Source organism: Streptomyces sp. BYX5S (genome assembly GCF_054724165.1).
In genome coordinates, this window is sequence record NZ_CM138829.1 from 5,328,953 (window position 1) to 5,350,445 (window position 21,493).

The 21,493-nt window shown below is 71.1% G+C and carries 20 protein-coding genes; all 20 read right to left on the minus strand.

Features of this window, described 5'->3' with window-relative positions:
- Window positions 1–12: 12 nt before the first annotated feature.
- The gene (locus ACYBSK_RS24295; RefSeq protein WP_460243317.1) at window positions 13–171 is read right to left on the minus strand and encodes a DUF6126 family protein; all 159 of its coding nucleotides are present in this window, start codon (window positions 169–171) and stop codon (window positions 13–15) included.
- Window positions 164–817 (minus strand): helix-turn-helix domain-containing protein, encoded by a 654-nt coding sequence (locus tag ACYBSK_RS24300; protein WP_460243318.1) that lies wholly within the window; start codon window positions 815–817, stop codon window positions 164–166. Before ACYBSK_RS24300 ends, ACYBSK_RS24295 begins: the two co-directional genes overlap by 8 nt.
- 119 nt (window positions 818–936) lie before the next feature.
- On the minus strand, window positions 937–2,322 hold the full coding sequence (locus ACYBSK_RS24305; protein ID WP_460243319.1) for an aspartate aminotransferase family protein: 1,386 nt from the start codon (window positions 2,320–2,322) through the stop codon (window positions 937–939).
- A complete protein-coding gene (gene dxs / locus ACYBSK_RS24310; protein WP_460243320.1) occupies window positions 2,319–4,229 on the minus strand; it encodes a 1-deoxy-D-xylulose-5-phosphate synthase in 1,911 nt (636 codons plus the stop codon). The genes ACYBSK_RS24305 and dxs overlap by 4 nt, the downstream gene beginning before the upstream one ends.
- A gap of 33 nt (window positions 4,230–4,262) precedes the next feature.
- Complete coding sequence (gene ispG, locus ACYBSK_RS24315; RefSeq protein ID WP_457479332.1) at window positions 4,263–5,429, minus strand: flavodoxin-dependent (E)-4-hydroxy-3-methylbut-2-enyl-diphosphate synthase; 1,167 nt, start codon at window positions 5,427–5,429, stop codon at window positions 4,263–4,265.
- 7 nt (window positions 5,430–5,436) lie between these two features.
- Entirely contained in the window at window positions 5,437–6,459 is a 1,023-nt protein-coding gene (hpnH, locus tag ACYBSK_RS24320) for an adenosyl-hopene transferase HpnH (RefSeq protein ID WP_385768145.1), read from the minus strand.
- A 6-nt stretch (window positions 6,460–6,465) separates the two neighbouring features.
- Complete coding sequence (locus tag ACYBSK_RS24325) at window positions 6,466–7,122, minus strand: phosphorylase family protein (protein ID WP_460243321.1); 657 nt, start codon at window positions 7,120–7,122, stop codon at window positions 6,466–6,468.
- Window positions 7,122–9,128: a squalene--hopene cyclase gene (gene shc, locus ACYBSK_RS24330; RefSeq protein WP_457479334.1), complete on the minus strand. Its 2,007-nt coding sequence runs from the start codon at window positions 9,126–9,128 to the stop codon at window positions 7,122–7,124. The genes ACYBSK_RS24325 and shc overlap by 1 nt, the downstream gene beginning before the upstream one ends.
- A 100-nt stretch (window positions 9,129–9,228) precedes the next feature.
- Window positions 9,229–10,287, minus strand: coding sequence for a polyprenyl synthetase family protein (locus tag ACYBSK_RS24335; protein WP_457479335.1), 1,059 nt, complete (start codon window positions 10,285–10,287; stop codon window positions 9,229–9,231).
- Between the two features lie 188 nt (window positions 10,288–10,475).
- Window positions 10,476–11,921: a hydroxysqualene dehydroxylase HpnE gene (gene hpnE, locus ACYBSK_RS24340; RefSeq protein ID WP_460243322.1), complete on the minus strand. Its 1,446-nt coding sequence runs from the start codon at window positions 11,919–11,921 to the stop codon at window positions 10,476–10,478.
- A complete protein-coding gene (locus tag ACYBSK_RS24345; RefSeq protein WP_460243323.1) occupies window positions 11,918–12,091 on the minus strand; it encodes a DUF6380 family protein in 174 nt (57 codons plus the stop codon). The genes hpnE and ACYBSK_RS24345 overlap by 4 nt, the downstream gene beginning before the upstream one ends.
- Complete coding sequence (gene hpnD, locus ACYBSK_RS24350) at window positions 12,091–13,053, minus strand: presqualene diphosphate synthase HpnD (protein WP_460243324.1); 963 nt, start codon at window positions 13,051–13,053, stop codon at window positions 12,091–12,093. The genes ACYBSK_RS24345 and hpnD overlap by 1 nt, the downstream gene beginning before the upstream one ends.
- Window positions 13,050–13,916, minus strand: coding sequence for a squalene synthase HpnC (gene hpnC / locus ACYBSK_RS24355; RefSeq protein WP_457479339.1), 867 nt, complete (start codon window positions 13,914–13,916; stop codon window positions 13,050–13,052). The genes hpnD and hpnC overlap by 4 nt, the downstream gene beginning before the upstream one ends.
- 469 nt (window positions 13,917–14,385) lie before the next feature.
- Complete coding sequence (locus ACYBSK_RS24360) at window positions 14,386–15,171, minus strand: ABC transporter ATP-binding protein (RefSeq protein ID WP_457479340.1); 786 nt, start codon at window positions 15,169–15,171, stop codon at window positions 14,386–14,388.
- Window positions 15,164–16,105, minus strand: coding sequence for an ABC transporter permease (locus tag ACYBSK_RS24365; RefSeq protein ID WP_457479341.1), 942 nt, complete (start codon window positions 16,103–16,105; stop codon window positions 15,164–15,166). Before ACYBSK_RS24365 ends, ACYBSK_RS24360 begins: the two co-directional genes overlap by 8 nt.
- Window positions 16,106–16,201: 96 nt before the next feature.
- Entirely contained in the window at window positions 16,202–17,074 is an 873-nt protein-coding gene (locus ACYBSK_RS24370) for a glycosyltransferase family 2 protein (RefSeq protein WP_457481838.1), read from the minus strand.
- Window positions 17,075–17,091: 17 nt separating this feature from the next.
- The gene (locus ACYBSK_RS24375) at window positions 17,092–17,871 is read right to left on the minus strand and encodes a CDP-alcohol phosphatidyltransferase family protein (protein WP_457479342.1); all 780 of its coding nucleotides are present in this window, start codon (window positions 17,869–17,871) and stop codon (window positions 17,092–17,094) included.
- Window positions 17,849–18,916: an iron-containing alcohol dehydrogenase family protein gene (locus tag ACYBSK_RS24380; RefSeq protein WP_457479343.1), complete on the minus strand. Its 1,068-nt coding sequence runs from the start codon at window positions 18,914–18,916 to the stop codon at window positions 17,849–17,851. The genes ACYBSK_RS24375 and ACYBSK_RS24380 overlap by 23 nt, the downstream gene beginning before the upstream one ends.
- The gene (locus ACYBSK_RS24385; RefSeq protein ID WP_457479344.1) at window positions 18,904–19,656 is read right to left on the minus strand and encodes a phosphocholine cytidylyltransferase family protein; all 753 of its coding nucleotides are present in this window, start codon (window positions 19,654–19,656) and stop codon (window positions 18,904–18,906) included. The genes ACYBSK_RS24380 and ACYBSK_RS24385 overlap by 13 nt, the downstream gene beginning before the upstream one ends.
- Window positions 19,653–21,434, minus strand: a complete 1,782-nt coding sequence (locus ACYBSK_RS24390; RefSeq protein ID WP_460247087.1) for a DUF5941 domain-containing protein — start codon at window positions 21,432–21,434, stop codon at window positions 19,653–19,655. The genes ACYBSK_RS24385 and ACYBSK_RS24390 overlap by 4 nt, the downstream gene beginning before the upstream one ends.
- Window positions 21,435–21,493: the final 59 nt, after the last annotated feature.

Genomic DNA, 21,493 nt, shown 5'->3' on the forward strand with positions numbered 1-21,493 from the left:
GGCGGCCGGGGCCTACTCTCCCCCGCCCAGCGCGAACAGCATGTAGATGAAAGCGGCCAGCGCGTGCCCCGCGAAGACGTACACGAGGACACGGACCCAGATCCCGCGCGGGAGCTTGTCCTCGATGTCGCGGCGGGCGGGGGGTGCGGTCGGCTCGATGGGTTCACCCATGGCGGGTCTCCTTGACGAGTCCCGCTGCCGGGCCGAGGCACAGGGCGGCCGTCGGGCTCTGCAGCAGGGTGTGGACGAAGAGGAAGTCGACGCCGCCCTCGTCGACGGCGGCGATACGGTGCGGAGTGAGCGAGTCGAAGTGGGAGCTGTCCCCCGGGTCGAGCCGGTAGGAGGTGTCCCCGAGCCGCAGCCTCAACCGCCCCGACAGGACGTACAGCCACTCCTCGCCGGGGTGCACCCGCACGACGCCGCCCTGCGACCCGTACGGCGCGTGGACCCGCAGCGCCTGCATGCCGCGGCCCGGCGAGCCGGCCTGCCGGTACGTCCAGCCCCCGGCCTCGGTGGACTCCAGCGCCCCGCCCCGGACGACGGCGTCCCGGTCGGCGGGGGTCTCGCCGAGGAGTTCGGACACCGTCGTACCGTAGATACGGGCGAGTGAGAGCAGCATCGGCAGCGACGGCTGACGCTGTCCGGTCTCCAGGCGGGAGAGGTGCGCCGGGGACAGGCCGGCGGACGCGGCGGCGGCCTCCAGCGTGAGGGCGGCGCGGCGGCGCAGTTCGCGGAGCTGGGGCGCGACGGCGGGAAGTTCCGGGGGTTCCGGGACCTCCGCACCGTCCGGCCCGTCCGGCGGGAGGGCAGGGCTCATGCTCTCGATTCAGCCAGACCCTTGCCTCTGCGGCAACTTTCTTGCCTCAGAGGCAAAAGCCCCCGCCCGACACCGCGTCCGCCTCGACGGATGGCCGCGACACGGAGCCGCGTCCGCGCTCAGCGGTTCGCGACCGCCTGTTTGATCAGTGTCCTGCCGAAGTCCCACATCAGCCCGCCGCCGCTGTGCGCGTCGTCCATGACGGCGGTGAACGCCTCGACGAACCGCTCGACGTCGCTCTCGTCGATCACGAGCGGCGGGATCAGCTTGATGACTTCCAGATGGTCGCCGGAGACCTGGGTCAGGATCCGGTGCTTCTGGAGCAGCGGCACCACGACCATCTGCGCGAACAGTCCCTTGCGCGCGGCCTGGAGCATCGTCCAACGACTGCGCAGCTTCAGCGACCTGGGCCGTCCGAACTCGATGCCGATCATGAGCCCACGGCCGCGCACGTCGCTCAACAGCTCGTAGCGGTCGACGAGTTCGGTGAGCCGCGACTTCAGCAGCTCCCCCATGGCCCGCGCGTTCGCGACCGTCTCCTCGTCCTCCATGACGGCGAGGACGGCGAGGCCCGCCGCCATGGCCTGCGCGTTGGACCCGAAGCTCGCCGAGTGGACGAGGACCCGGTCCATGGAGGAGTAGACCTTCTTGAAGATCCAGTCCTTGCCGAGGGTGGCGCCGACCGGCACGTAGCCGCCCGACAGCGCCTTCGCCACGCACACCAGGTCCGGCTCGACGCCGTCCTCGTGCTGGTAGGCGTAGAAGTCGCCGGTCCGGCCGAGCCCGGTCTGCACCTCGTCCGCGATCAGCAGCGCCTTGTGCTTCCGCAGGAGTTCCTGCGCGGCCCGCAGATAGCCGGGCGGCGCCTCGTACACGCCCTTGCCCTGGATGGGTTCGACGATGAGTCCGGCGACGTCGCCCTTCTTCAACTCCCGTGCCAGCGCGTCGAGATCGCCGAGCGGGACGGCCGTGTCGGGCAGCAGCGGGGCGAAGCCGTCGCGGAAGCCGTCCTCCCCGTTGACCGACAGCGATCCGGTCGTCAGGCCGTGGAAGGCGTGCGCGCAGTACAGGATCCGCGGCCTGCCGGTGGCGTACCGCGCGAACTTCAGCGCCGTCTCCACCGCCTCCGTACCGCTGTTGCCGAAGAACACGCGGTCCAGGTGTGGGCTGTGCGCCACCAGCTTCTCGGCGAGCAGACCCGGCAGCGGCTGGCAGTCGAAGCGGGTCAGGTCGGCGAGCGAGGCGTCGAGGACGTCGTGCAGCGCCTTGCGGACGACGGGGTGGTGGCGGCCGAGGCCCATGACGCCGAAGCCGGCGAGCATGTCCAGGTAGTCGTTGCCGTCGGCGTCCCAGAAGTGCGCGCCCTCGGCCCGCTCGTAGACCTTGTCGAAGCCGATGGTGTGCAGCATCTTCGGCAGCTGGTGGTTGAGGTACGTGGTGTGCAGCTCGTACCGTTCGGCGCCGCGCTCGGCGAGCAGCGTGCCGAGGTCGAACTCCTTGCTCATGCGTTCCTCTCCTTGTCCGCGGCCGGTTCCGGTGTCGCCGCGGCCAGGTTCAGGCTGGTCGCGATCCGGCCCGCGATGTCCACCGGTGTCAGCCCGATGTCGGCCAGCACCTCGCCCCGCTTGGCGTGCGGCAGGAACTGCTCGGGGATGCCGAACCGGCGTACGGGCACGTCGACTTCGGCCTCGCCGAGGGCGAGTGCGACGGCCGAACCGACGCCCGCCGCCTTGCTGTTGTCCTCGACGACGGCGACCAGCTCGTGCCGTGCGGCGAGCGGCGCGAGGTCGGGGTCGACGGGCTTGACCCAACGCGGGTCCACCACCGTGCAGTTGATGCCGCGCGCCTCCAGCAGGTCGGCGGCCTGGAGGCACACCGGCGCCATGACACCGACCGAGACGAGCAGCACCCGCGCCCCCTCGGTGCGGTGCAGTACGTCGATGCCGCCGACGCGGTCGACCGCCGCGATCGGCTCGCCCACCGACTCCTTCGGGAAGCGCAGCATGGTCGGCGCGTCGTCGACGGCGACGGCTTCGCGCAGCTGGGCGCGGAGCTGGTCGGCGTCGCGCGGCGCGGCGATCCGGAGGCCGGGCACGACCTGGAGCACGGACATGTCCCACATGCCGTTGTGGGAGGGCCCGTCGACGCCGGTGACTCCGGCCCGGTCGAGCACGAAGGTGACTCCGCACTTGTGCAGGGCCACGTCCATGAGCAGCTGGTCGAAGGCCCGGTTGAGGAAGGTCGCGTACACCGCGACCACCGGGTGCAGTCCGCCCGTGGCGAGCCCCGCGGCCGACACGGCGGCGTGCTGTTCGGCGATCCCGACGTCCCAGACCCGGTCGGGGAACTCCTGGGCGAACTCGGTGAGTCCCACCGGGTGCAGCATCGCGGCGGTGATCGCGACGACGTCCTCGCGCTCGCGGCCGATCGCGGCGATCTCGTCGCCGAACACCGAGGTCCAGGAGGGGCCGTTGGACGGCGCGAGGGGCTCGCAGGTGAGCGGGTCCATCACGCCGACGGTGTGGAAGCGGTCGGCCTCGTCGGCGAGCGCGGGCTCGTAGCCGCGGCCCTTCTCGGTGAGGCAGTGCACGAGGACCGGGCCGTGGAAGCGTTTCGCGCGCCGCAGCGCCGACTCGACGGCGCCCACGTCGTGGCCGTCGATGGGGCCCACGTACTTGAGGCCGAGGTCCTCGAACATGCCCTGCGGCGCGAACGCGTCCTTGAAGCCCTTCTTGGCGCCGTGCAGCGACTCGTAGACGGTGTGCCCGACCACCGGGGTCCGCAGCAGGACGTCCTTGCCCCAGGCGAGCACCTTCTCGTAGCCGTCGGTCGTGCGGAGCGTCGCCAGATGGTTGGCGAGGCCGCCGATGGTCGGCGCGTAACTGCGTTCGTTGTCGTTGACGACGATGATGAGCGGCCGGTCCTTGGCGGCGGCGATGTTGTTCAGCGCCTCCCAGGCCATGCCGCCGGTCAGCGCGCCGTCGCCGATGACCGCGACGACGTGCCCGCGCTCGCCCTGCACCTGGTGGGCCTTGGCGAGGCCGTCGGCCCAGCCGAGCGCGGTGGAGGCGTGCGAGTTCTCCACGACGTCGTGCTCGGACTCCTCGCGCGAGGGGTAGCCGGAGAGGCCGCCCTTGCCGCGCAGCTTCGAGAAGTCCTGACGCCCCGTCAACAGCTTGTGCACGTAGCTCTGGTGGCCGGTGTCCCACACGAGGCGGTCGACCGGCGACTCGAAGACCCGGTGCAGCGCGATGGACAGCTCCACCACGCCCAGGTTCGGCCCGAGGTGTCCCCCCGTCCTCGCGACCGCGTGAATCAGGAACTCCCTGACCTCGTGGGCCAGTTCGGCGATCTCCTCCTCGCTCAGTGCCTTCAGGTCGCGCGGCCCCCGGATCGTTTCCAGAATCGTCACGCTCGAGCCCCCTTCCCGTCCGTACGTAAGAACTCAAGCGACGGTGACGTCGGGTACCCCCGACGCGACGCCGTCCTTCTCCATCTGTTCGGCGATCTTCATCGCCTCGTCGATCAGCGTCTCGACGATCTTCGATTCGGGAACGGTCTTGACGACCTCGCCCTTCACGAAGATCTGTCCCTTGCCGTTGCCGGAGGCGACGCCGAGGTCCGCCTCGCGGGCCTCGCCGGGGCCGTTGACGACGCACCCCATGACGGCGACCCGCAGTGGCACCTCCATGCCGTCGAGCCCGGCGGTCACCTCGTCGGCGAGCTTGTAGACGTCGACCTGCGCGCGCCCGCACGAGGGGCACGAGACGATCTCCAGGCGCCGCGGCTTCAGGCCGAGCGACTCCAGGATCTGGTTGCCGACCTTGACCTCCTCGACCGGCGGCGCGGACAGCGAAACCCTGATGGTGTCCCCGATGCCCTCGGAGAGCAGCGCCCCGAAGGCCACGGCGGACTTGATGGTGCCCTGGAAGGCGGGCCCGGCCTCGGTGACTCCCAGGTGCAGCGGGTAGTCGCAGGCGGCGGCGAGCTGCCGGTAGGCGTTCACCATCACCACGGGGTCGTTGTGCTTCACCGAGATCTTGATGTCCCGGAACCCGTGCTCCTCGAAGAGCGAGGCCTCCCACAGCGCCGACTCGACGAGCGCCTCCGGGGTGGCCTTTCCGTACTTCGCGAGCAGCCGCTTGTCCAGCGAACCGGCGTTGACGCCGATGCGGATCGGCGTGCCGGCGTCCGCGGCGGCCCGCGCGATCTGCTTCACCTTGTCGTCGAACTGCTTGATGTTGCCGGGGTTCACGCGCACCGCGGCACACCCTGCGTCGATGGCCGCGAACACGTACTTCGGCTGGAAGTGGATGTCCGCGATCACGGGGATCTGCGACTTGCGCGCGATGGTCGCGAGCGCGTCGGCGTCGTCCTGCGTGGGGCACGCCACCCGCACGATCTGGCAGCCCGACGCCGTCAGCTCGGCGATCTGTTGCAGCGTGGCCCCGATGTCCGAGGTCCGTGTCGTCGTCATCGACTGAACGGACACCGGCGCGCCGCCGCCGACCGCCACCGGCCCGACCTGGATCCGGCGGCTGACGCGCCGCTCGGCGATGGGTCGGGCCGGCAGCTCGGGCAGGCCCAGTGAGACCGGCTCTCCGGCGTTCATGCGGCCGTCACCCACGGTTCCCGGCGACGGTCTCGGACATGGCGCGGATGGACTCCTTGAGCGACCCCATGGTGGCGAGCACCGCCGTCGGCTCGTAGCCGCAGTGCGCCATGCAGTTGTCGCAGCGCGGGTCCTTGCCGCGCCCGTAGGCGTCCCAGTCGGTCTTCTCGATGAGCTCCTTGTAGGTGGGGACGTACCCGTCCGCCATCAGGTAGCAGGGCTTCTGCCAGCCGAACAGCGAGTAGTTGGGGATGGCCCACGCGGTGCACGGGAAGTCGACCTTGCCCTCGAGGAAGTCGAGGAACAGCGGCGAGTGGTTGAGCCGCCAGCGCCGCCGGTTGCCGCCCGTGAACGCCTTCTTGAACAGCTCGCGGGTCTGTGTGACGCCCAGGAAGTGGTCCTGGTCGGGCGCCTTCTCGTAGGCGTACGCGGGCGAGATCATCATCTCGTCGACCTGGAGGTCGTCGTTGAGGTAGTTGAGCACCTCGATGATGTTCTGCGGGGTGTCGGTGTTGAAGAAGGTCGAGTTCGTGGTGACCCGGAAGCCGCGCCGCTTGGCCTCCTTGATCGCCTCGACGGCCTCGTCGAAGACACCTTCCTTGGCGACGGACTCGTCGTGGCGCTCGCGCATGCCGTCGATGTGCACCGTGAAGGCGAAGTACGGCGAGGGCGTGAACTTGTCCATCTTCTTGCGCAGCAGCATCGCGTTGGTGCACAGGAAGACGTACTTCTTCTTGGCCACCAACTGCCGCACGATCTCATCGATCTGAGGGTGCATCAGCGGTTCACCGCCGGCGATGGACACCATCGGCGCGCCCGATTCGAGGACGGCGCCGACGGCCTGCGCCACCGGCATGCGCTGCTTGAGCACTCCGGCCGGGTGCTGGATCTTTCCGCAGCCCTCGCACTTCAGGTTGCAGGCGAAGAGCGGTTCCAGTTCGACGATGAGCGGAAACTTGTCCCGCCTGCGGATCTTCTGTTCAGCGAGATAGGTCGCGACCTTGATGGATTGACGAAGCGGCATGGCCATCTGGGCTCACCTCCGAGGGAGCAGCAAAGAACGGTGCCATTCAAAAAAGGCTGGAAGGACGGCACGAAGGACACGGAAAGCCGATAGTCCACCGCGCAGCGTGCCGATCCGGACGAGTTCATGTTCTGGGGCGTCCACGACCACCCGGACGGCGGCAACGGGACGCTTCCCGGTGCCGCGGGCCGTCCGCAGGGTCGCGGCGGACTCCATGTCGACGGCGATGGCGCCGGTGGCGAGCAGGTCGCCGCGCTCGTGCCCGCGCACCACATGGTCCGAGCCCGTCAGCGGCCCGGTGTGCACGGTGCGTCCGGGCAGCGCCCTGACCAGTTCCTTGACCAGGAGCTCCGGATCCGCGCACGGCGTGCTGCCGTGCGTGTCCCGGGTCTCCTCGGCCACGACCAGGTCGCCGGGGTGCATGCCGGGCGCGAGGCCCGCGCAGAACCCGGTGGCGAGCACGGCGGCGCCGCGCAGCGCGGGGTCCGCGAGGGCCTGCGCCACGGCGCGCTCGGCGGCCTTCGGCCCCATGCCCGTACGCAGCACGGTCACGGGGCCGGTGGCCCCGGCCCGGCTGCCGCTGCGCAGCGCGAGGTGCTCGATGCCGAGCGCGCAGGCGACCAGCAGCGGCGCGGAGTCCGACGGACGGCCCGCCGGCTGCGCGGTCATCAGCTCCCCTTGGCGGCGGCGCCCTGGTCGCCGAACGGCTCGCCGTGGACGTACCGGCCGAGCGCGGTCAGCGGGAACACCTGCCGGTACAGGTGGTAGTTGATCGAGAAGTCCCAGGGGAAACCGGTACCGGTGAAGTACGGCTCGTCCCAGGTGCCGTCGTCGGTCTGGGTGTCGGCGAGGTAGGTGACTCCGCGCTCGACGGCCTTCGACTCCCGCTCCCCCGCCGAGAGCAGCGCGAGCAGCGCCCATCCGGTCTGCGAGGCGGTGGAGGCGCCGTGCCCCTTCCAGTCCTCGTAGCGGTACGAGCGCAGGTCCTCGCCCCAGCCGCCGTCCTCGTTCTGGACGGACTCCAGCCACGCGACGGCGCGTCGGATCGCGGGGTGCGAGGCGGGCAGCCCGGCGGCGACGAGGGCGGGCACCACCGACCCCGTCCCGTAGACGTAGTTGACGCCCCAGCGGCCGAACCAGGCGCCGTTGTCCTCCTGTTCGGCCAGCAGCCAGTCGATGCCGCGGCGGGTGCGCGGGTCGTGCGCGAGGCCCTCGACGGCGAGCATCTCGACGACGTGCCCGGTGACGTCGGCGCTCGGCGGGTCGATGACCTCGCCGAAGTCGCAGAACGGCAGCCGGTTGGGGAACGGGCTGGTGTTGTCGACGTCGAAGGCGCCCCACGCGCCGTTCTTCGACTGCATGCCGAGGTTCCAGCGCACGCCGCGCTCGATGGCCTTCTCGACGCGCGCCCGGTCGGGGTGGGCGACGCGGCGCAGCGCGAGCACGACCTCGGCGGTGTCGTCGATGTCGGGGTAGTTGTCGTTGTGGAACTCGAAGGCCCAGCCGCCGGGTTCGAGGGCGGGTTTGCGTACGGACCAGTCGCCGGGCCGGTCGATCTGCTCGGTGATCATCCACTCGGCGGCCTTGACGAGCGCGGGGTGGTCGGCGGGCAGCCCCGCGTCGGCGAGCGCGATGGTCGCCAGGCAGGTGTCCCACACCGGGGACTGGCAGGCCTCGATCATCCGGGCCCCGTCCTCGCGCCACACGGCGAACCGGTCCAGGGACTCCAAACCGGCCTTGAGGACGGGGTGTTGGAGGTCGTAGCCGAGCAGGTGCAGGGCGATGACGGAGTAGACGGCGGGCGGCTGGATACCGCCCCAGCAGCCGTCGTTCTCCTGCCGTTCGATGATCCAGCGGGCCGCGGAGTTGACCGCGGCCTTGCGCAGCCGCTTCAGGGCCACCTTGTGGTAGCCGTGCATGATCTTGTCGAGCCGCTGGAACGCTCCGTCCCAACTCGCCACCGGGGCAAGAGGCTTGGCGGGGTTCGGGTCGCTCGGGTCGGTGTGCAATTCGTCCAGCGGGAACGGCGCGGGGCGCACCGGGCGCTTCGCGGACACGATGGTGAGCGGCACGATGGTCTGCCGGGCCCAGCAGCCGAAGTCGTAGATGTTGAGCGGCATCCACTTGGGGAAGTAGATGAGCTCCGGCGGGAGTTCGGGGAGGTCGTCCCACTTCCACCAGCCGAACAGGGCCAGCCAGATCCGGGTGAAGACGCGGGCCGCGGCGATGCCGCCGCGCTCGCGGATCCACGCGGAGGCCTTGGCCATGTGCGCGTCGTCCGGTGAGTCGCCGGCCAGGCGCAGCGCGACGTAGGCCTCGATGGTGGTGGACAGTTCGCCGGGTCCGCCGTAGAAGGTGGCCCAGGTGCCGTCCTCGCGCTGCTCGCCGCGGATGAACAGCGCGGCGGCGTCGGTGGTGGCCTGGTCCCTGATGCCGAGGAACTGGCGCAGCAGCAGGTCTTCGGCGTCCATCGTCACGTTGGTGTCGAGGTCGCCCTTCCACCAGCCCCGGTCGTCCTGCCGCGCGAGCAGGAAGTCCGTGGCGCGCTGTATGGCTCGGCCGGCGGCAGCCTGTGTCCCGGCCGTCTCAGAGGTCGTTTCGGTCAGTTGGGCAGTGGTGGCCGAGGTCGCCTGCGGGGCCGTGGCCCCGGTGCTTCCGTCGGTCGTCGCTGTCATGGCTATCCCTTCATGCAGTGGTTCTGATGCTGGGTAACCGTCGGCCGATGCCCTGGCGAGGCACCGGCCGGCGACGCGAGTCATATACGGCCGATAGTGATCATCTCTTTCGGACGACGACGAAGTCGGCGAGCGCCACGAACTGCGCGCGCACCGAGGCTGGCATCTGGACGGAGTCCAGGGCTTCGAGGGCGACGGCGTACTGGCGCCGCGCTTCTTCGGCGGTCCACTCGCGCCCGCCGGCCTCCTCGATGAGGGCGGCGCGGGCGGCGAAGTCCGCCTCCGTGAAGGTGTCGAAGTCGACGTCCTTGGCGTCGGCGGCGAGCAGTTCACCGAGCCGCTCGGAGGCCGGGCCGCCGGCGCCGAGCGCGGCGACGACCGGCAGCGACTTCTTGCGCTGGCGCAGGTCGCTCCAGGTCTGCTTGCCGGTGGACTCGGGGTCGCCCCAGATGCCGAGCAGGTCGTCGACGGCCTGGAAGGCGAGGCCGAGGTGGTAGCCGTACTTCTCCAGGGCGTCGGCGGTCGCGTCGTCGGCGCCGCCGAGGACCGCGCCGATGGAGGAGGCGCAGGCGAGCAGGGCGCCCGTCTTGTTGCCCTCCATCTCCAGGCACTCCACGACGCTGACGCGCTCGCGGTGCTCGAAGCCGATGTCCTGCGCCTGGCCGTCGATCAGCGCGCGGCTGGCGGTGGTGAGGCGGCGCGTGGCGCGGCCCGCGTCGACGGTCTCGAGCTCCAGGATGATCTCGTTGGCCAGCGCGAACAGGGCGTCGCCGACGAGGATCGCCTGCGCCGGGCCGTGCACCTTCCACACGGTGTCGCGGTGGCGGCGCTGCTCGTCGCCGTCCATGAGGTCGTCGTGCAGCAGCGAGAAGTTGTGGACGAGTTCGACCGCGACGGCGCCGGGCACGCCGACCTCCGGGGCGGCGCCCGCGGCCTGCGCGGACAGCACGGCGAGCGCGGGGCGCACGGCCTTGCCGCCGTCGCCGTCGGCGGGGTTGCCGGCGGCGTCGATCCAGCCGAAGTGGTAGGCGGCGACGGTGTCCATCGGGGGTGCCAGGCGGTCCACCGCCGCCTTGAGCACGGGGGTGGCCAGGGTTCGGCCGCGCTCCAAAAGCGCGGTCACGTCCACCGCGTCGGCAGCCTCTGGGGCCGAGGGCACTGGTGGCACAGTCTCTCCTTGTTGGCTCAAGTTCACCGGGTCGTGTCCGCTCGGGACACCCCGGCCTTGCTGCGTGTCGGCCGGGGGTCCGGGGGTTGTCCCCCGGGTGGATACAGCCGGATTCGCCGTGTGTGGCTTTCCCACCGTGGGAAGTTCGCAGGTGCTGTCGCCTGCGGGAGGTCCGCTGGTCACGCCGCCTCCCGGAACAGGTGGCCGCGGGGGCGGCCGAGCGCGGCGAGGGCCGCGTCGGCGGCACTGGTGCCGCTGCGGACAGCGCCTTCCATGGTCGCGGGCCACCCGGTGGCGGTCCACGCGCCGGCCAGGTACAGGCCGGGGGCATTGGTGCGGGCCGTGGGCCGCAGTTCGCCGACGCCGGGGGTCGGCGCGAAGGTCGCCGTCCGCTCGCGGGTGACGAAGAAGTCGTGGATGGTGGCGCCGCGCGCGGCTGGCAGCAGCCGCTCCAGCTCCGGTACGTAGCGTTCGCGCAGGGCCGCCACCGGGGCGTCGATCTCGTCCTGAGCGGCCGACTGGGAGACGGCGAGGTACTGGCCGCCCGGCAGCGTCCGGGTCAGGCCGGAGGCGTCGGTGCGGTCGAAGACCCATTGCACCGGGGAGCCGAGCGCGGTGAAGAAGGGCCGCTTGAGGACCTTGCGGTCGTAGACGACGTGCAGGTTGAGGATCGGCGCGGTGTCGATGCCGAGGAGCCGGTCGGCGTCGTCGAGGGAGCCTGCGGGCAGCAGGTCGTGCGCCTCGCGCTGCGGCACGGCGAGCACGACGGCGTCGGCGCGCAGCACGTGGCCGGAACTGTCCGGCCCCTCGGGAACCTCGACGGCCCAACGCCCGTTGTCCGTACGGGAGATGGAGGTGACGCGTGTACGGAGTTCGGTGCGTACGCCCGCGGAGTCGAGCGCCTTGCGGGCGAGAGTGTCGTGGAGTTCACCGAGGGGCACGCGGGCCCAGCCGATGTCGGCGGCGCCGGGTTCGGACAGCAGCCCGGTCTTGAACACCATGGCGGCCAGGCCCAGCGAGGCCTCCCCCGCCACCGCGTTCAGGGTCGCGACGCCGACCAGGTCCCACAGCGCCTCGATGGCCCGCTGCGACTGGCCGTGTTCGGCGAGCCAGGAGCCGAAGTCCCGTCCGTCCAGCGCCGGGTCGGTGGGGTCGAGGCCCTTGAGGGCGAGCGCGGCGCGGCCGACGGCCGCGCGCTCGGCGAGCGACAGGTGCGGGTAGGTGGCGAGGCTCTTCGCGAGGTGCAGCGGCACGGGCAGCGCGGTGCGCCGCAGCCGGCCGAGACGGTTGCGCTCGGCGTCGAGTACGGGCACGTCGAGTCGTTCCTGCAGGGGCGCGAGGGACGTGGCGTCGACGCGGTCGAGGAACCAGCGGTAGGCGGTGCAGCAGCGCAGGTAGACGTGCTGGCCGTTGTCGACGGTGAGGTCGCCGCGCTTGAAGGAGAACGCGAGGCCGCCGAGCCGGGGCCGTCCTTCGAGGAGGGTGACGTCCATGCCGCCGTCGGCGAGGGCGAGCGCGGTCGTGATCCCTGCGAGCCCACCGCCGACGACCACCGCGGTGGGCCGCGCGCGGTCCCCGGCGGCGTCCGCCTCGCGCGCGTCGGATGGCGTGGTCCGCTCGGTCATGCGCCCTCCCCCTGGGTGGTGCTCTCGGTGGTGCGTACGGCCTGTGCGGGGCCGGGTTCGACGGGTGTGGCGAACGCGCGACCGACCGTTGCATGCAGGGACGCGGCGTCACCGCGGAGGGTTGCCCGCCGCTTCGTTCCCTGCGCGTCACTCGGGCCCGGGGTGTCCATCAGGCGCGCCTCCTGGGGGCGGCGCGGGTGACGCCGCGCACGACGGTGCGGGTGTCCAGGCCGGACAGGCCGCGCACGGCGACGTACGCCTTCTCGTGGCCGGGCAGCGAGACCCGGCCGCGCAGCACGGCCTCGGGGTCGCGCTCGATGCGGTCGAGGAGGCGGCGGTAGATGCCGGCCATGGCGGCGACGCAGGCGCCGGAGCGGCGGTCGAGCATGGGCAGCAGCCGGTAGCCCTCGGCGAACAGGGCGCGGGCGCGGCGCACTTCGAAGTGGACGAGCCCGGCGAAGTCCGAGCCGGGCGGCGGCACGGCGCCGTGGAACCCGGCGGAGCAGCCGAACTTGGCGAGGTCGTCGGCGGGCAGGTAGGTGCGCCCGTCGAGGGCGTCCTCGCGCACGTCCCGCAGGATGTTGGTGAGTTGGAGCGCGAGCCCGAGCGTGTCCGCCAGCTCCGGCGCCCGCTCGACGCCGCGCGCCCCCGGTTCGGTGCCGAAGACGCCGAGGGAAACCCGGCCGATGGCGCCCGCGACGCACCGGCAGTAGACCTTGAGGTCGTCCCAGGTCTCGTAGGTCTCGCCGCGCAGGTCCATCAGGACGCCGTCGATCAGTTCGTCGAGCGCGTCCAGCGGGATCGGGAAGCGGCTCGCGGCGTGCGCGAGGGCGACGGCCACCGGGTCGGTGTCGTCCTCCTCGACCTTGCCGTCCTGGACCCGGCCGAGCAGCGCCCGGGTCTCGTCGAGCCGGTGCGCCTTGATCCCGGCTTCCAGGCCGCCGTCGCCGATGTCGTCGACGCGGCGCGAGAACGCGTAGAGCGCCGACATGGCGCGCCGCTTGGCGGTCGGCAGCAGCCGGATCCCGTAGGCGAAGTTGCGGGCCTGCTGCCCGGTGACGGTCTCGCAGTAGCTGTATGCGGCGAGCACCGGTGCCGACACGGTCTGGTCTGACTCCACGGTCCTGCTCACCCCTCTCCTCGCAGAGTCGCTCCCACTTCGCGCAGCAACCGCGCTCTGGTGGGTTTGGGTGGTCCCGGAAGCACGTCGTACGACACGGCGGTGATCGCGTGGACCGCCGCCTTCCCCCCTGCGACGAACCCTGCCAGCAGCAGCTTCAACCTGCCGTGGACGCTACCCACCAGGGGGGTGCCTTCATTCAGCAGCTTCAGGGCGCGTTCGGCCTCGTACGCGACCAGCGCGCGCACCGATGCGCCCGCGCTCGGCGCGGCGAGGTCCGCCTCGTCGACGTGGAACTTCTTCAGGTCTTCGGCCGGCAGGTAGATCCGGTCGCGGTCCAGGTCCTCGGCCACGTCCTGGAGGTGCTCGACGATCTGGAGCCCGGTGCAGACCGCGTCCGAGAGGCGGATGCGCTCGGGGGTCGCGGTGCCGGTGATCGCGAGGACCAGGCGGCCGACGGGGTTGGCCGACAGCTCGCAGTAGGCGAGCAGGTCGTCGTACGTCTCGTAGCGCGTGACCAGCTGGTCCTGGCGGTTCGCGGCGATGAGGCCGAGGAACGGCTCGGGGGTGAGCGAGCGGCGCCGGACGGTGGGCTGGAGGGCCTTCAGGAGCGGGTGGTCCGGCACGCCGTCGAAGACCCGGTTCAGGTCGGCCTCGAAGGCGTCCAGGAGTGCGAGCCGGTCGTGGGCCCGATCGGGTGACACGCCGAGGAGCCGGGCGTCCGCACCGCCGGGGGCGAGGTCGCCGTCGCCGATGTCGTCGACCAGGCGCGCGAAGCCGTACACGGCCATCAGGTCGTCGCGCCAGGCGCGCGGCAGGAAGAAGGGGGCCACGGGGAAGTTCTCCGCGGCCGCCTTGTCGAGGGTGGCGCTCACCGGGCTCGCTGACTCCTCAGGGCTCTCGGGGCGCGTTCGGGGGCGCGCGCTCACCGGGCGGGGCCCGCTTCCCCGACGACGGCCAAAGCCCCGCGGAGCTGGAGAGTTTCCATCGCCATTGCCGTCACGACTCCCGTTCTACACTGCGGACCCAATACATCCCATTTCGGACACGCCGCCCGGCCGTCCGCACGGCCGCCCAGCCCCGGACGGATCGGGATGTCGCGCCTTATCGCCCCACTTGCCGCGAATACGGCCGGTACAGCTTACGTTGTACAACGCCCGCCCTCGCGTCGGGGTGTTCCGCGCATCACAACAACACACCGATTGACGCCAAGATTCCTTCAGGGCAAGGAAGTTGACCCTCGCTTGACCCTGATCGCCAGTTACTTGGTACCTACAGGCATATCAGAGGCCCCACCGGAAGGAAGCCGGTAGGGCCTCTATGACGTGGTCCGGAAGCGGGCGGTTACTTGCCCGTGAACTTCTCGTACTCCTTGAGTACCTCTGCCGTCGGACCGTCCATACGCAGTTCCCCGCGCTCGAGCCACAGGACCCGGTCGCAGGTGTCGCGGATGGACTTGTTGTTGTGACTCACCAGGAAGACCGTGCCGGCCTCCTTGCGCAGCTCACGGATGCGGGCCTCGGAGCGCTTCTGGAACTTGCGGTCACCCGTCGCCAGGGCCTCGTCGATCATCAGCACGTCGTGGTCCTTGGCGGCCGCGATCGAGAACCGCAGCCGCGCGGCCATGCCGGACGAGTACGTCCGCATGGGCAGCGTGATGAAGTCGCCCTTCTCGTTGATGCCGGAGAAGTCGACGATCTCCTGGTAGCGCGACTTGATCTCCTCGCGGGACATGCCCATGGCGAGACCGCCGAGGATCACGTTGCGCTCGCCCGTGAGGTCGTTCATCAGGGCCGCGTTCACGCCCAGCAGCGAGGGCTGGCCGTCGGTGTAGACCTTGCCCTTCTCGGCCGGCAGCAGCCCCGCGATGGCGCGCAGCAGCGTCGACTTGCCCGAGCCGTTCGACCCGATGAGACCGATGGCCTCGCCGCGGTACGACGTGAAGGAGACGCCCTTGACGGCGTGCACCTTGCGCACGCCCCGCTCCTCGCCGCGCTTGAGCATGCGGCTGAGCGCGGAGGTGGCGCTGCCCTTGCCGGTCTTGGCGCCGTTGACGCGGTACACGATGTGCAGCTCGTCGGCGATGACCGTCGGGACGCGGGCGTCGGTGATCTTGTCGAGGTCAGCCACGGCCGTACCGCTCCTCTGCCTTCCAGAAGTAGATGAACCCGCACAGGCCGAACACGACGGCCCAGCCGAGGGCGAAGGCCCACACGTGCGGCGGCAGGTAGCCGGAGCCGTAGCCGTGATCGCTCATGAAGGCGTAGCGGATCAGGTCCATGTAGATGGAGGCCGGGTTCCACTGGAGGACGTCGCCGACCCAGGAGGGCACATTCTTGTCCGCGAGCATCGCCGGGATGCTGAACATGACGCCGGAGGCGTACATCCAGGTCCGCATGACGAAGGGCATCAGCTGCGCGAGGTCGGGCGTCTTGGCGCCCGCCCTCGCGAAGATCAGCGCGAGACCGGTGTTGAAGCCGAACTGGAGCACCAGGGCGGGCACCACGAGCAGCCAGGACCAGGCCGGGAAGATCCCGAACCCGAGCATGATCAGTACGAGCACGACCATGGAGAACAGCAGCTGCTGGAGCTGTTGGAGAGCGAACGAGACCGGCAGCGACGCACGCGGGAAGTGCAGCGCGCGCACCAGGCCGAGGTTGCCGGAGATCGCCCGCACGCCCGCCATGACCGAGCTCTGCGTGAACGTGAAGACGAACACGCCGGTCACGAGGAACGGCACGTAGATGTCGTGCGGGATGCCCTTCCTGGCACCCAGCAGCAACCCGAAGATGAAGAAGTAGACCGCCGCGTTGAGCAGCGGCGTCGCCACCTGCCACACCTGGCCGAGCTTGGCCTGGCTGTACTGGGCGGTCAGCTTCGCCTGCGAGAAGGCCAGGATGAAGTGGCGCCGGCTCCACAGCTGCCGCACGTACTCGAACAGACCGGGGCGCGCCCCGCTGACGGACAAGCCGTACTTGGCGGCGAGCTCGCTCGGGGAGAGCCCGTCGTCGGGCGACGGGGGCGCGGTCACCGCGACTCCGGCGTCATGCGTTGTCTCACTCACAAGAGGAACTTTCGTCTTCAAGAGCGCGGCCTGGAAGGGCATGGGAGCGGGGCCGGGGGCCGGTCCGCGGCCCCCATGCCGTCAGACACGAGCTTGTCAGATGACAGGGGGTCGGCCCAGTCGGGTCAGCCGCCACACCGTACGCCACTTCATGGGGCGCCTGGGCCCGCAGGGGGTCGTCCAGCCTTCCTTGAACCCGCCGAGCCAGGCCTTCAGCGCAGGTCCCGAGGGCCGGCGGGCCAGCGTCAGGAGCAGCCAGACGCCGAGGTAGACGGGTACCAGGAGCGCGGGCAGGTTGCGTCGGGCCAGCCAGACGCGGTTCCGGGCGACCATGCGGTGGTAGACCGCGTGCCGCGACGGCGCCGTGGTCGGGTGGTGCAGGACCATGTCGGCGCGGTAGTCGATCATCCAGCCCGCGTCGAGGGCACGCCAGGCGAGGTCGGTCTCCTCGTGGGCGTAGAAGAACTCGGCGGGCAGCGGTCCGGCCTCGGCGATGACCCGCGTACGCACGGCGTTGGCGCCGCCGAGGAACGTGGTCACGCGCGAGGAGCGCATCGGATCGGCGGCGCGCAGCCGCGGCACGTGCCGGCGCTGGGTCTCGCCGGTGTCCGGGTCCGCGATGCGGAAGCTGACGATGCCGAGACCCGGGTCGGCGGCGAAGGCCGCGCGGCACTTCTCGGCGGTGTCGGTGAGCGGCAGCAGGCCGTCGTCGTCCAGGAACATCAGGATGTCGACGTCGGAGCCGGACGGGCCGAAGGCCTCGATGCCGACGTTGCGTCCGCCGGGGATGCCGAGGTTCTCCGGCAGCTCGATGGTCCGTACGCCCTCGGGGACGTCCGGGACCGGGGAGCCGTTGCCGACCACGACCACCTCGACCGGGTCGCCGTCCTGCTTGGCGACCGAGTCGAGGAGGGCGCGCAGCTCGGCCGGCCGGTTGCCCATGGTGATGACAACCGCGCCGACCTTCAACTGCCTTGCTTCCCCGGTCACTTGAGCCTGCTCGACGCGAGGATGGAGACCAGGTGGAGCAGGGTCTGGAGGAGCGCGATGCCCGCCAGGACGGCCACACCCAGGCGCGAGAAGAACAGGTCGCCGCGGATCTGGTCCACGATCGCGAGGACCAGGATCAGCAGCGTCGCCTCGATGCCCAGGATCAGCCGGTGGAACTTGAGCGCGGCCGCGGCCCGGCGGGCCAGGGCCATGCCGGAGGAGCGCATCTCGGACGCGGACTCCTTGACCTGCTCCTTGCCGCCGGCCGCGCGGGCCAGGCCCACGAGGTCCGTCTCGGCCTTGATCAGGATGGCGCCGAGCGCGGCGAGCGTGCCGAGGAAGGCCCACAGCCAGTCGATCCGGCCGCTGCCGAACAGGTCGGCGGCGCGCAGTCCGAAGCCGACGAGGACGGCGGCGTCGGTGAGGTAGGCCCCGACCCGGTCCATCCAGACGCCGGTCAGCGAGTACTGCTTGCGCCAGCGCGCGATCTCGCCGTCGACGCAGTCGAGCAGCAGGTACAGCTGCACCGCGACGACGCCGAGGACCGCGCCCCAGATGCCCGGCACCAGGAGCGCCGGAGCCGCGAGGACGCCGCAGACGGTCATCAGGTAGGTCAGCTGGTTGGGCGAGACCTTGGTGTTCACCAGGTGGCGGTCGACACGCAGCGAGACCTCGCGCATGTAGAGCCGGCCCATCCAGTGCTCACCGCTCCTGCGGTCCTTCACCCCGGCGGGGTGAACGACCGGGCGGAGTTCAGCTACCGATGGCTTTTGCATAGTCGGCGTAGGCGTCCCTGATCTGATCGGTGGAGAGGTCGAGGTGCTCGAGGATCGTGAAGCGGCCCGGACGGGTCTGCGGAGCGAACTCCACGACCTTGACGAACTCGTCCACGGTGAAGCCGATCTCCTCCGGCAGCACGGGCAGCCCGTGCCGGCGCAGCACCTCGACCATGTACGCGGACTGGTCGCGGGCACCGCGCAGGTGCATCGCGAACGCCGCGCCCAGGCCGCACTGCTCGCCGTGGCTGGCGGCGCGCTTGGGGAAGAGGAGGTCGAAGGCGTGGTTGATCTCGTGGCAGGCGCCGGAGGCGGGCCGCGAGTCGCCGGAGACCGACATGGCGATTCCGGTGAGGACCAGGCCCTCGGCGAGCACCTGGAGGAAGTCGTCGTCGCCGACGCCGCCGGGGTGCCGGAGCACCGCCTCGCCCGCCTGGCGGGCCATGGCGGCGGCCAGGCCGTCGATGTCCTCGCCGCGCTCGCGGGCGCCCAGCTCCCAGTCCGCGACCGCGGAGATGTTGGAGAGGGCGTCGCCGATGCCGGAGCGCACGAAACGCACCGGCGCCTCGCGGATGATGTCGAGGTCGATGACGACACCGATGGGGTTCGGCACCCCGTACGAGCCGCGGCCCGCGTCGTTGTCGAGGGTCGCGACCGGCGAGCACAGGCCGTCGTGCGACAGGTTCGTCGCGACGGCGACCAGCGGCACGCCCACGCGGGACGCCGCGAACTTGGCACAGTCGATGATCTTGCCGCCGCCGAGGCCGACCAGGGCGTCGTAGCGCCCGGCCTTCTTGACGTCGTCGGCCAGCTTGATCGCGTCGTCGATGGTGCCGCCGCCGACCTCGAACCACTCGGCGTTCGGCAGCGAAGGCTCAAGACGGGCCTTCAGGGCGGCGCCCGAACCACCGCTGATCGCGATGGCCAGGCGGCCCGTGGACGACGAGATCCTCTGGTCGGCGAGGACCTTGGCCAGGTCGTCGAGCGCCCCCGGCCGAATGTCGACGACGACCGGCGAGGGGATGAGTCTCGTCAGTACTGGCACGCGATCTCCCGCCCCTTGGCCAGGTCGTCGTGGTTGTCGATCTCGACCCACGGGACATCGCCGATGGGCGCGACGTCGATCTTGAAGCCGCGGTTCACGAGCTCCTGGTAGCCGTCCTCGTAGTACAGCTGCGGGTCGCGCTCGTACGTGGCCTTGAGGGCGTCGGCCAGCTCCTCGGCGGCCTCGGCCTCGATGAGGGTGACGCCGATGTACTCGCCGGTGGCCTCGGAGGGGTCCATCAGCTTCGTGATCTTCTGGACGCCCTTGTCGGGGTCGACGACGACCTTCATCTCCTCTTCGCCCAGGTCCTTGACCGTGTCGAGCGCGAGGATGATCTTCTTGCCGTCGCCGCGGGCGGCGAGCAGGGTCTTCTCGACGGAGACCGGGTGCACGGTGTCGCCGTTGGCGAGGATCACCGAGTGCTTCATGGCGTCACGGCCGCACCACAGGGAGTAGGCGTTGTTCCACTTCTCGGCCACGTCGTTCTCGATGAGCGTGAGCTTCAGGCCGTACTTCGCCTCGAGCGCGTCCTTGCGCTCGTAGACGACCTCCTTGCGGTAGCCGACGATGATGCCGACCTCGGTGAGACCGATCTCCGCGAAGTTCTTCAGCGTGAGGTCGAGTACGGAGAGCTCGTTCTCGGTCCCCTCGCCCACGACGGGCACGAGCGCCTTGGGAAGCGTCTCGGTGTAGGGACGGAGCCGGCTGCCGGCGCCGGCGGCCAGGACGAGGCCGATCATGCGGGTTCTCCTTCATCGTGTACGGCGGGCTCTCCGCGACGAGCGGAGAGGACCCAGAAGCGGATGCTCTCTGCGAGCACCACGAGTGCCACGGCCACGGCGAACACCGTGAGCGCAGTGGCGAAATCTGTGGGGGTGAGCAGCGCGGCCAGGACCGTGACCACCAGGGTCCGGCCTTCGTGCCCGCCGATCGTCCGCACCAGCCAGTGCGGGGGCGCCCCGGCGTTGCCGCGGATGCGGTACACCGTGTCGTAATGATGGTAGGCGACCGCCGACACCAGGCCGAAGGCCGCGGGCAGGGCGCCCTGGACGTCCGCGCGGGCGGCGAGGACGAGGATCGTCAGGTACTCGCCGGCCCGGAAGACCGGGGGCACCAGCCAGTCGAGGGCGCCCTTGAGGGGGCGGGCGACGGCGACGCCCGACGTGACGCAGTACACGGCGGCGGCCACGACCGGCCAGGCGCTGCCGAAGTCGGTGAGCGCGCTCACGGCGACGACGGCGGCGGCTCCGACGGCCGCGACGACCGGGGCGGCCGAGGCCTTCAGGACCTTGGCGACGATGTCGGCGACCGGGCCCGAGTCGGCGAGGTCGCGCAGCGCCTGTGCGGCGCGGTCGGTGCGGCGCGCCCTGCGGGTCACCGAGCGCAGCACGCGGCCCGCGGTGGTGTAGCAGGCGGCCAGCGAGCAGCCGATGAGCAGCATCCAGAAGGTGATGCGCGGCGTGGTCAACGCGGTGAACAGCGCGATGAGCGCCCAGCGTTCACCGATCGGCAGCACGATCATGCGGCGCGCCCAGACCGTCCAGCCGACGGAGTCGAGCTTGCCGGACAGGGACGCGGTGGGGCTGGCCCCCGCCAATTCACCCAGCGCCTCGGCGTCGTGGTTCGCCTCGTTGAACGAGAAGTCGATGACGTGGCGGCCGGTCTGGAGGACCATGGCGCCGAGCGCGAGCGCCCAGACGTCGTCGCCGCTCGCGTTGGCCGCGCCGAGCGCGAGGCCCGCGTAGTAGGCGTACTCCTTGGCCCGGTCGAACGTCGCGTCGAGCCAGGCGCCCATCGTCGAGTACTGCAACGAGTACCGGGCGAGCTGCCCGTCGGTGCAGTCCAGGACGAAGGAGGCGAGCAGCAGGACACCGGCCGCGACGAACCCGCCGCGGGTGCCGGTGGCCGCGCAGGCCGCCGCGATCAGCGCGACGAGCAGCGACGCGGTGGTGACCTGGTTCGGGGTCAGGCCGCGGCGTGCGCACCAGCGCGCGATGTAGCGGGAGTAGGGGCTGATGCAGTGGGTCGTGAAGAAGCCGTCGCGCGCCTTGACCGCCGTGCGCAGCCGGATCGCCTCGTCGTCGACGGCGGCGAGGGCCTGCCGCGCCTCGTTGCGGGCCTGCGGGTCGGCGGGCACCGCGGCGACGAGCTCGCCGAGCTCGGGGCGGTGCACGGCGGTGCCGTCCGTCTCCAGGCTCTTGGCCACGACGTCCGGGTCGACGCCGGTCCGCGCGACCGCGCGGGTCAGCGCCTGGCGGGCGGCGGGCTGCGCGGTGAGCGCGCCGGGGATCGCCGCGGCGGGGAAGCGCGGGTCGGTCAGGCCGAGGCGCAGGGCGTGGACGTGGCCCACGAACCCCGCGTCGACGACCGCGACCCGCTGGTCGCCGGGGACGGCCGCGAGCGCCGCTTCGGCGTCCGCGGGGTCCTGGGCGAGCCGCACGTCGAAGCCGAGCGCCCGCAGATCCCCCTCCAGGGACGATCCGGGGACCGGCGATCCGGTGACGATGGCGGTCGACAGACGAACTCACTCCTTGGATGCCGACGCGCGTGGGCGCCGGGCTCATGCATGGTGGAGCA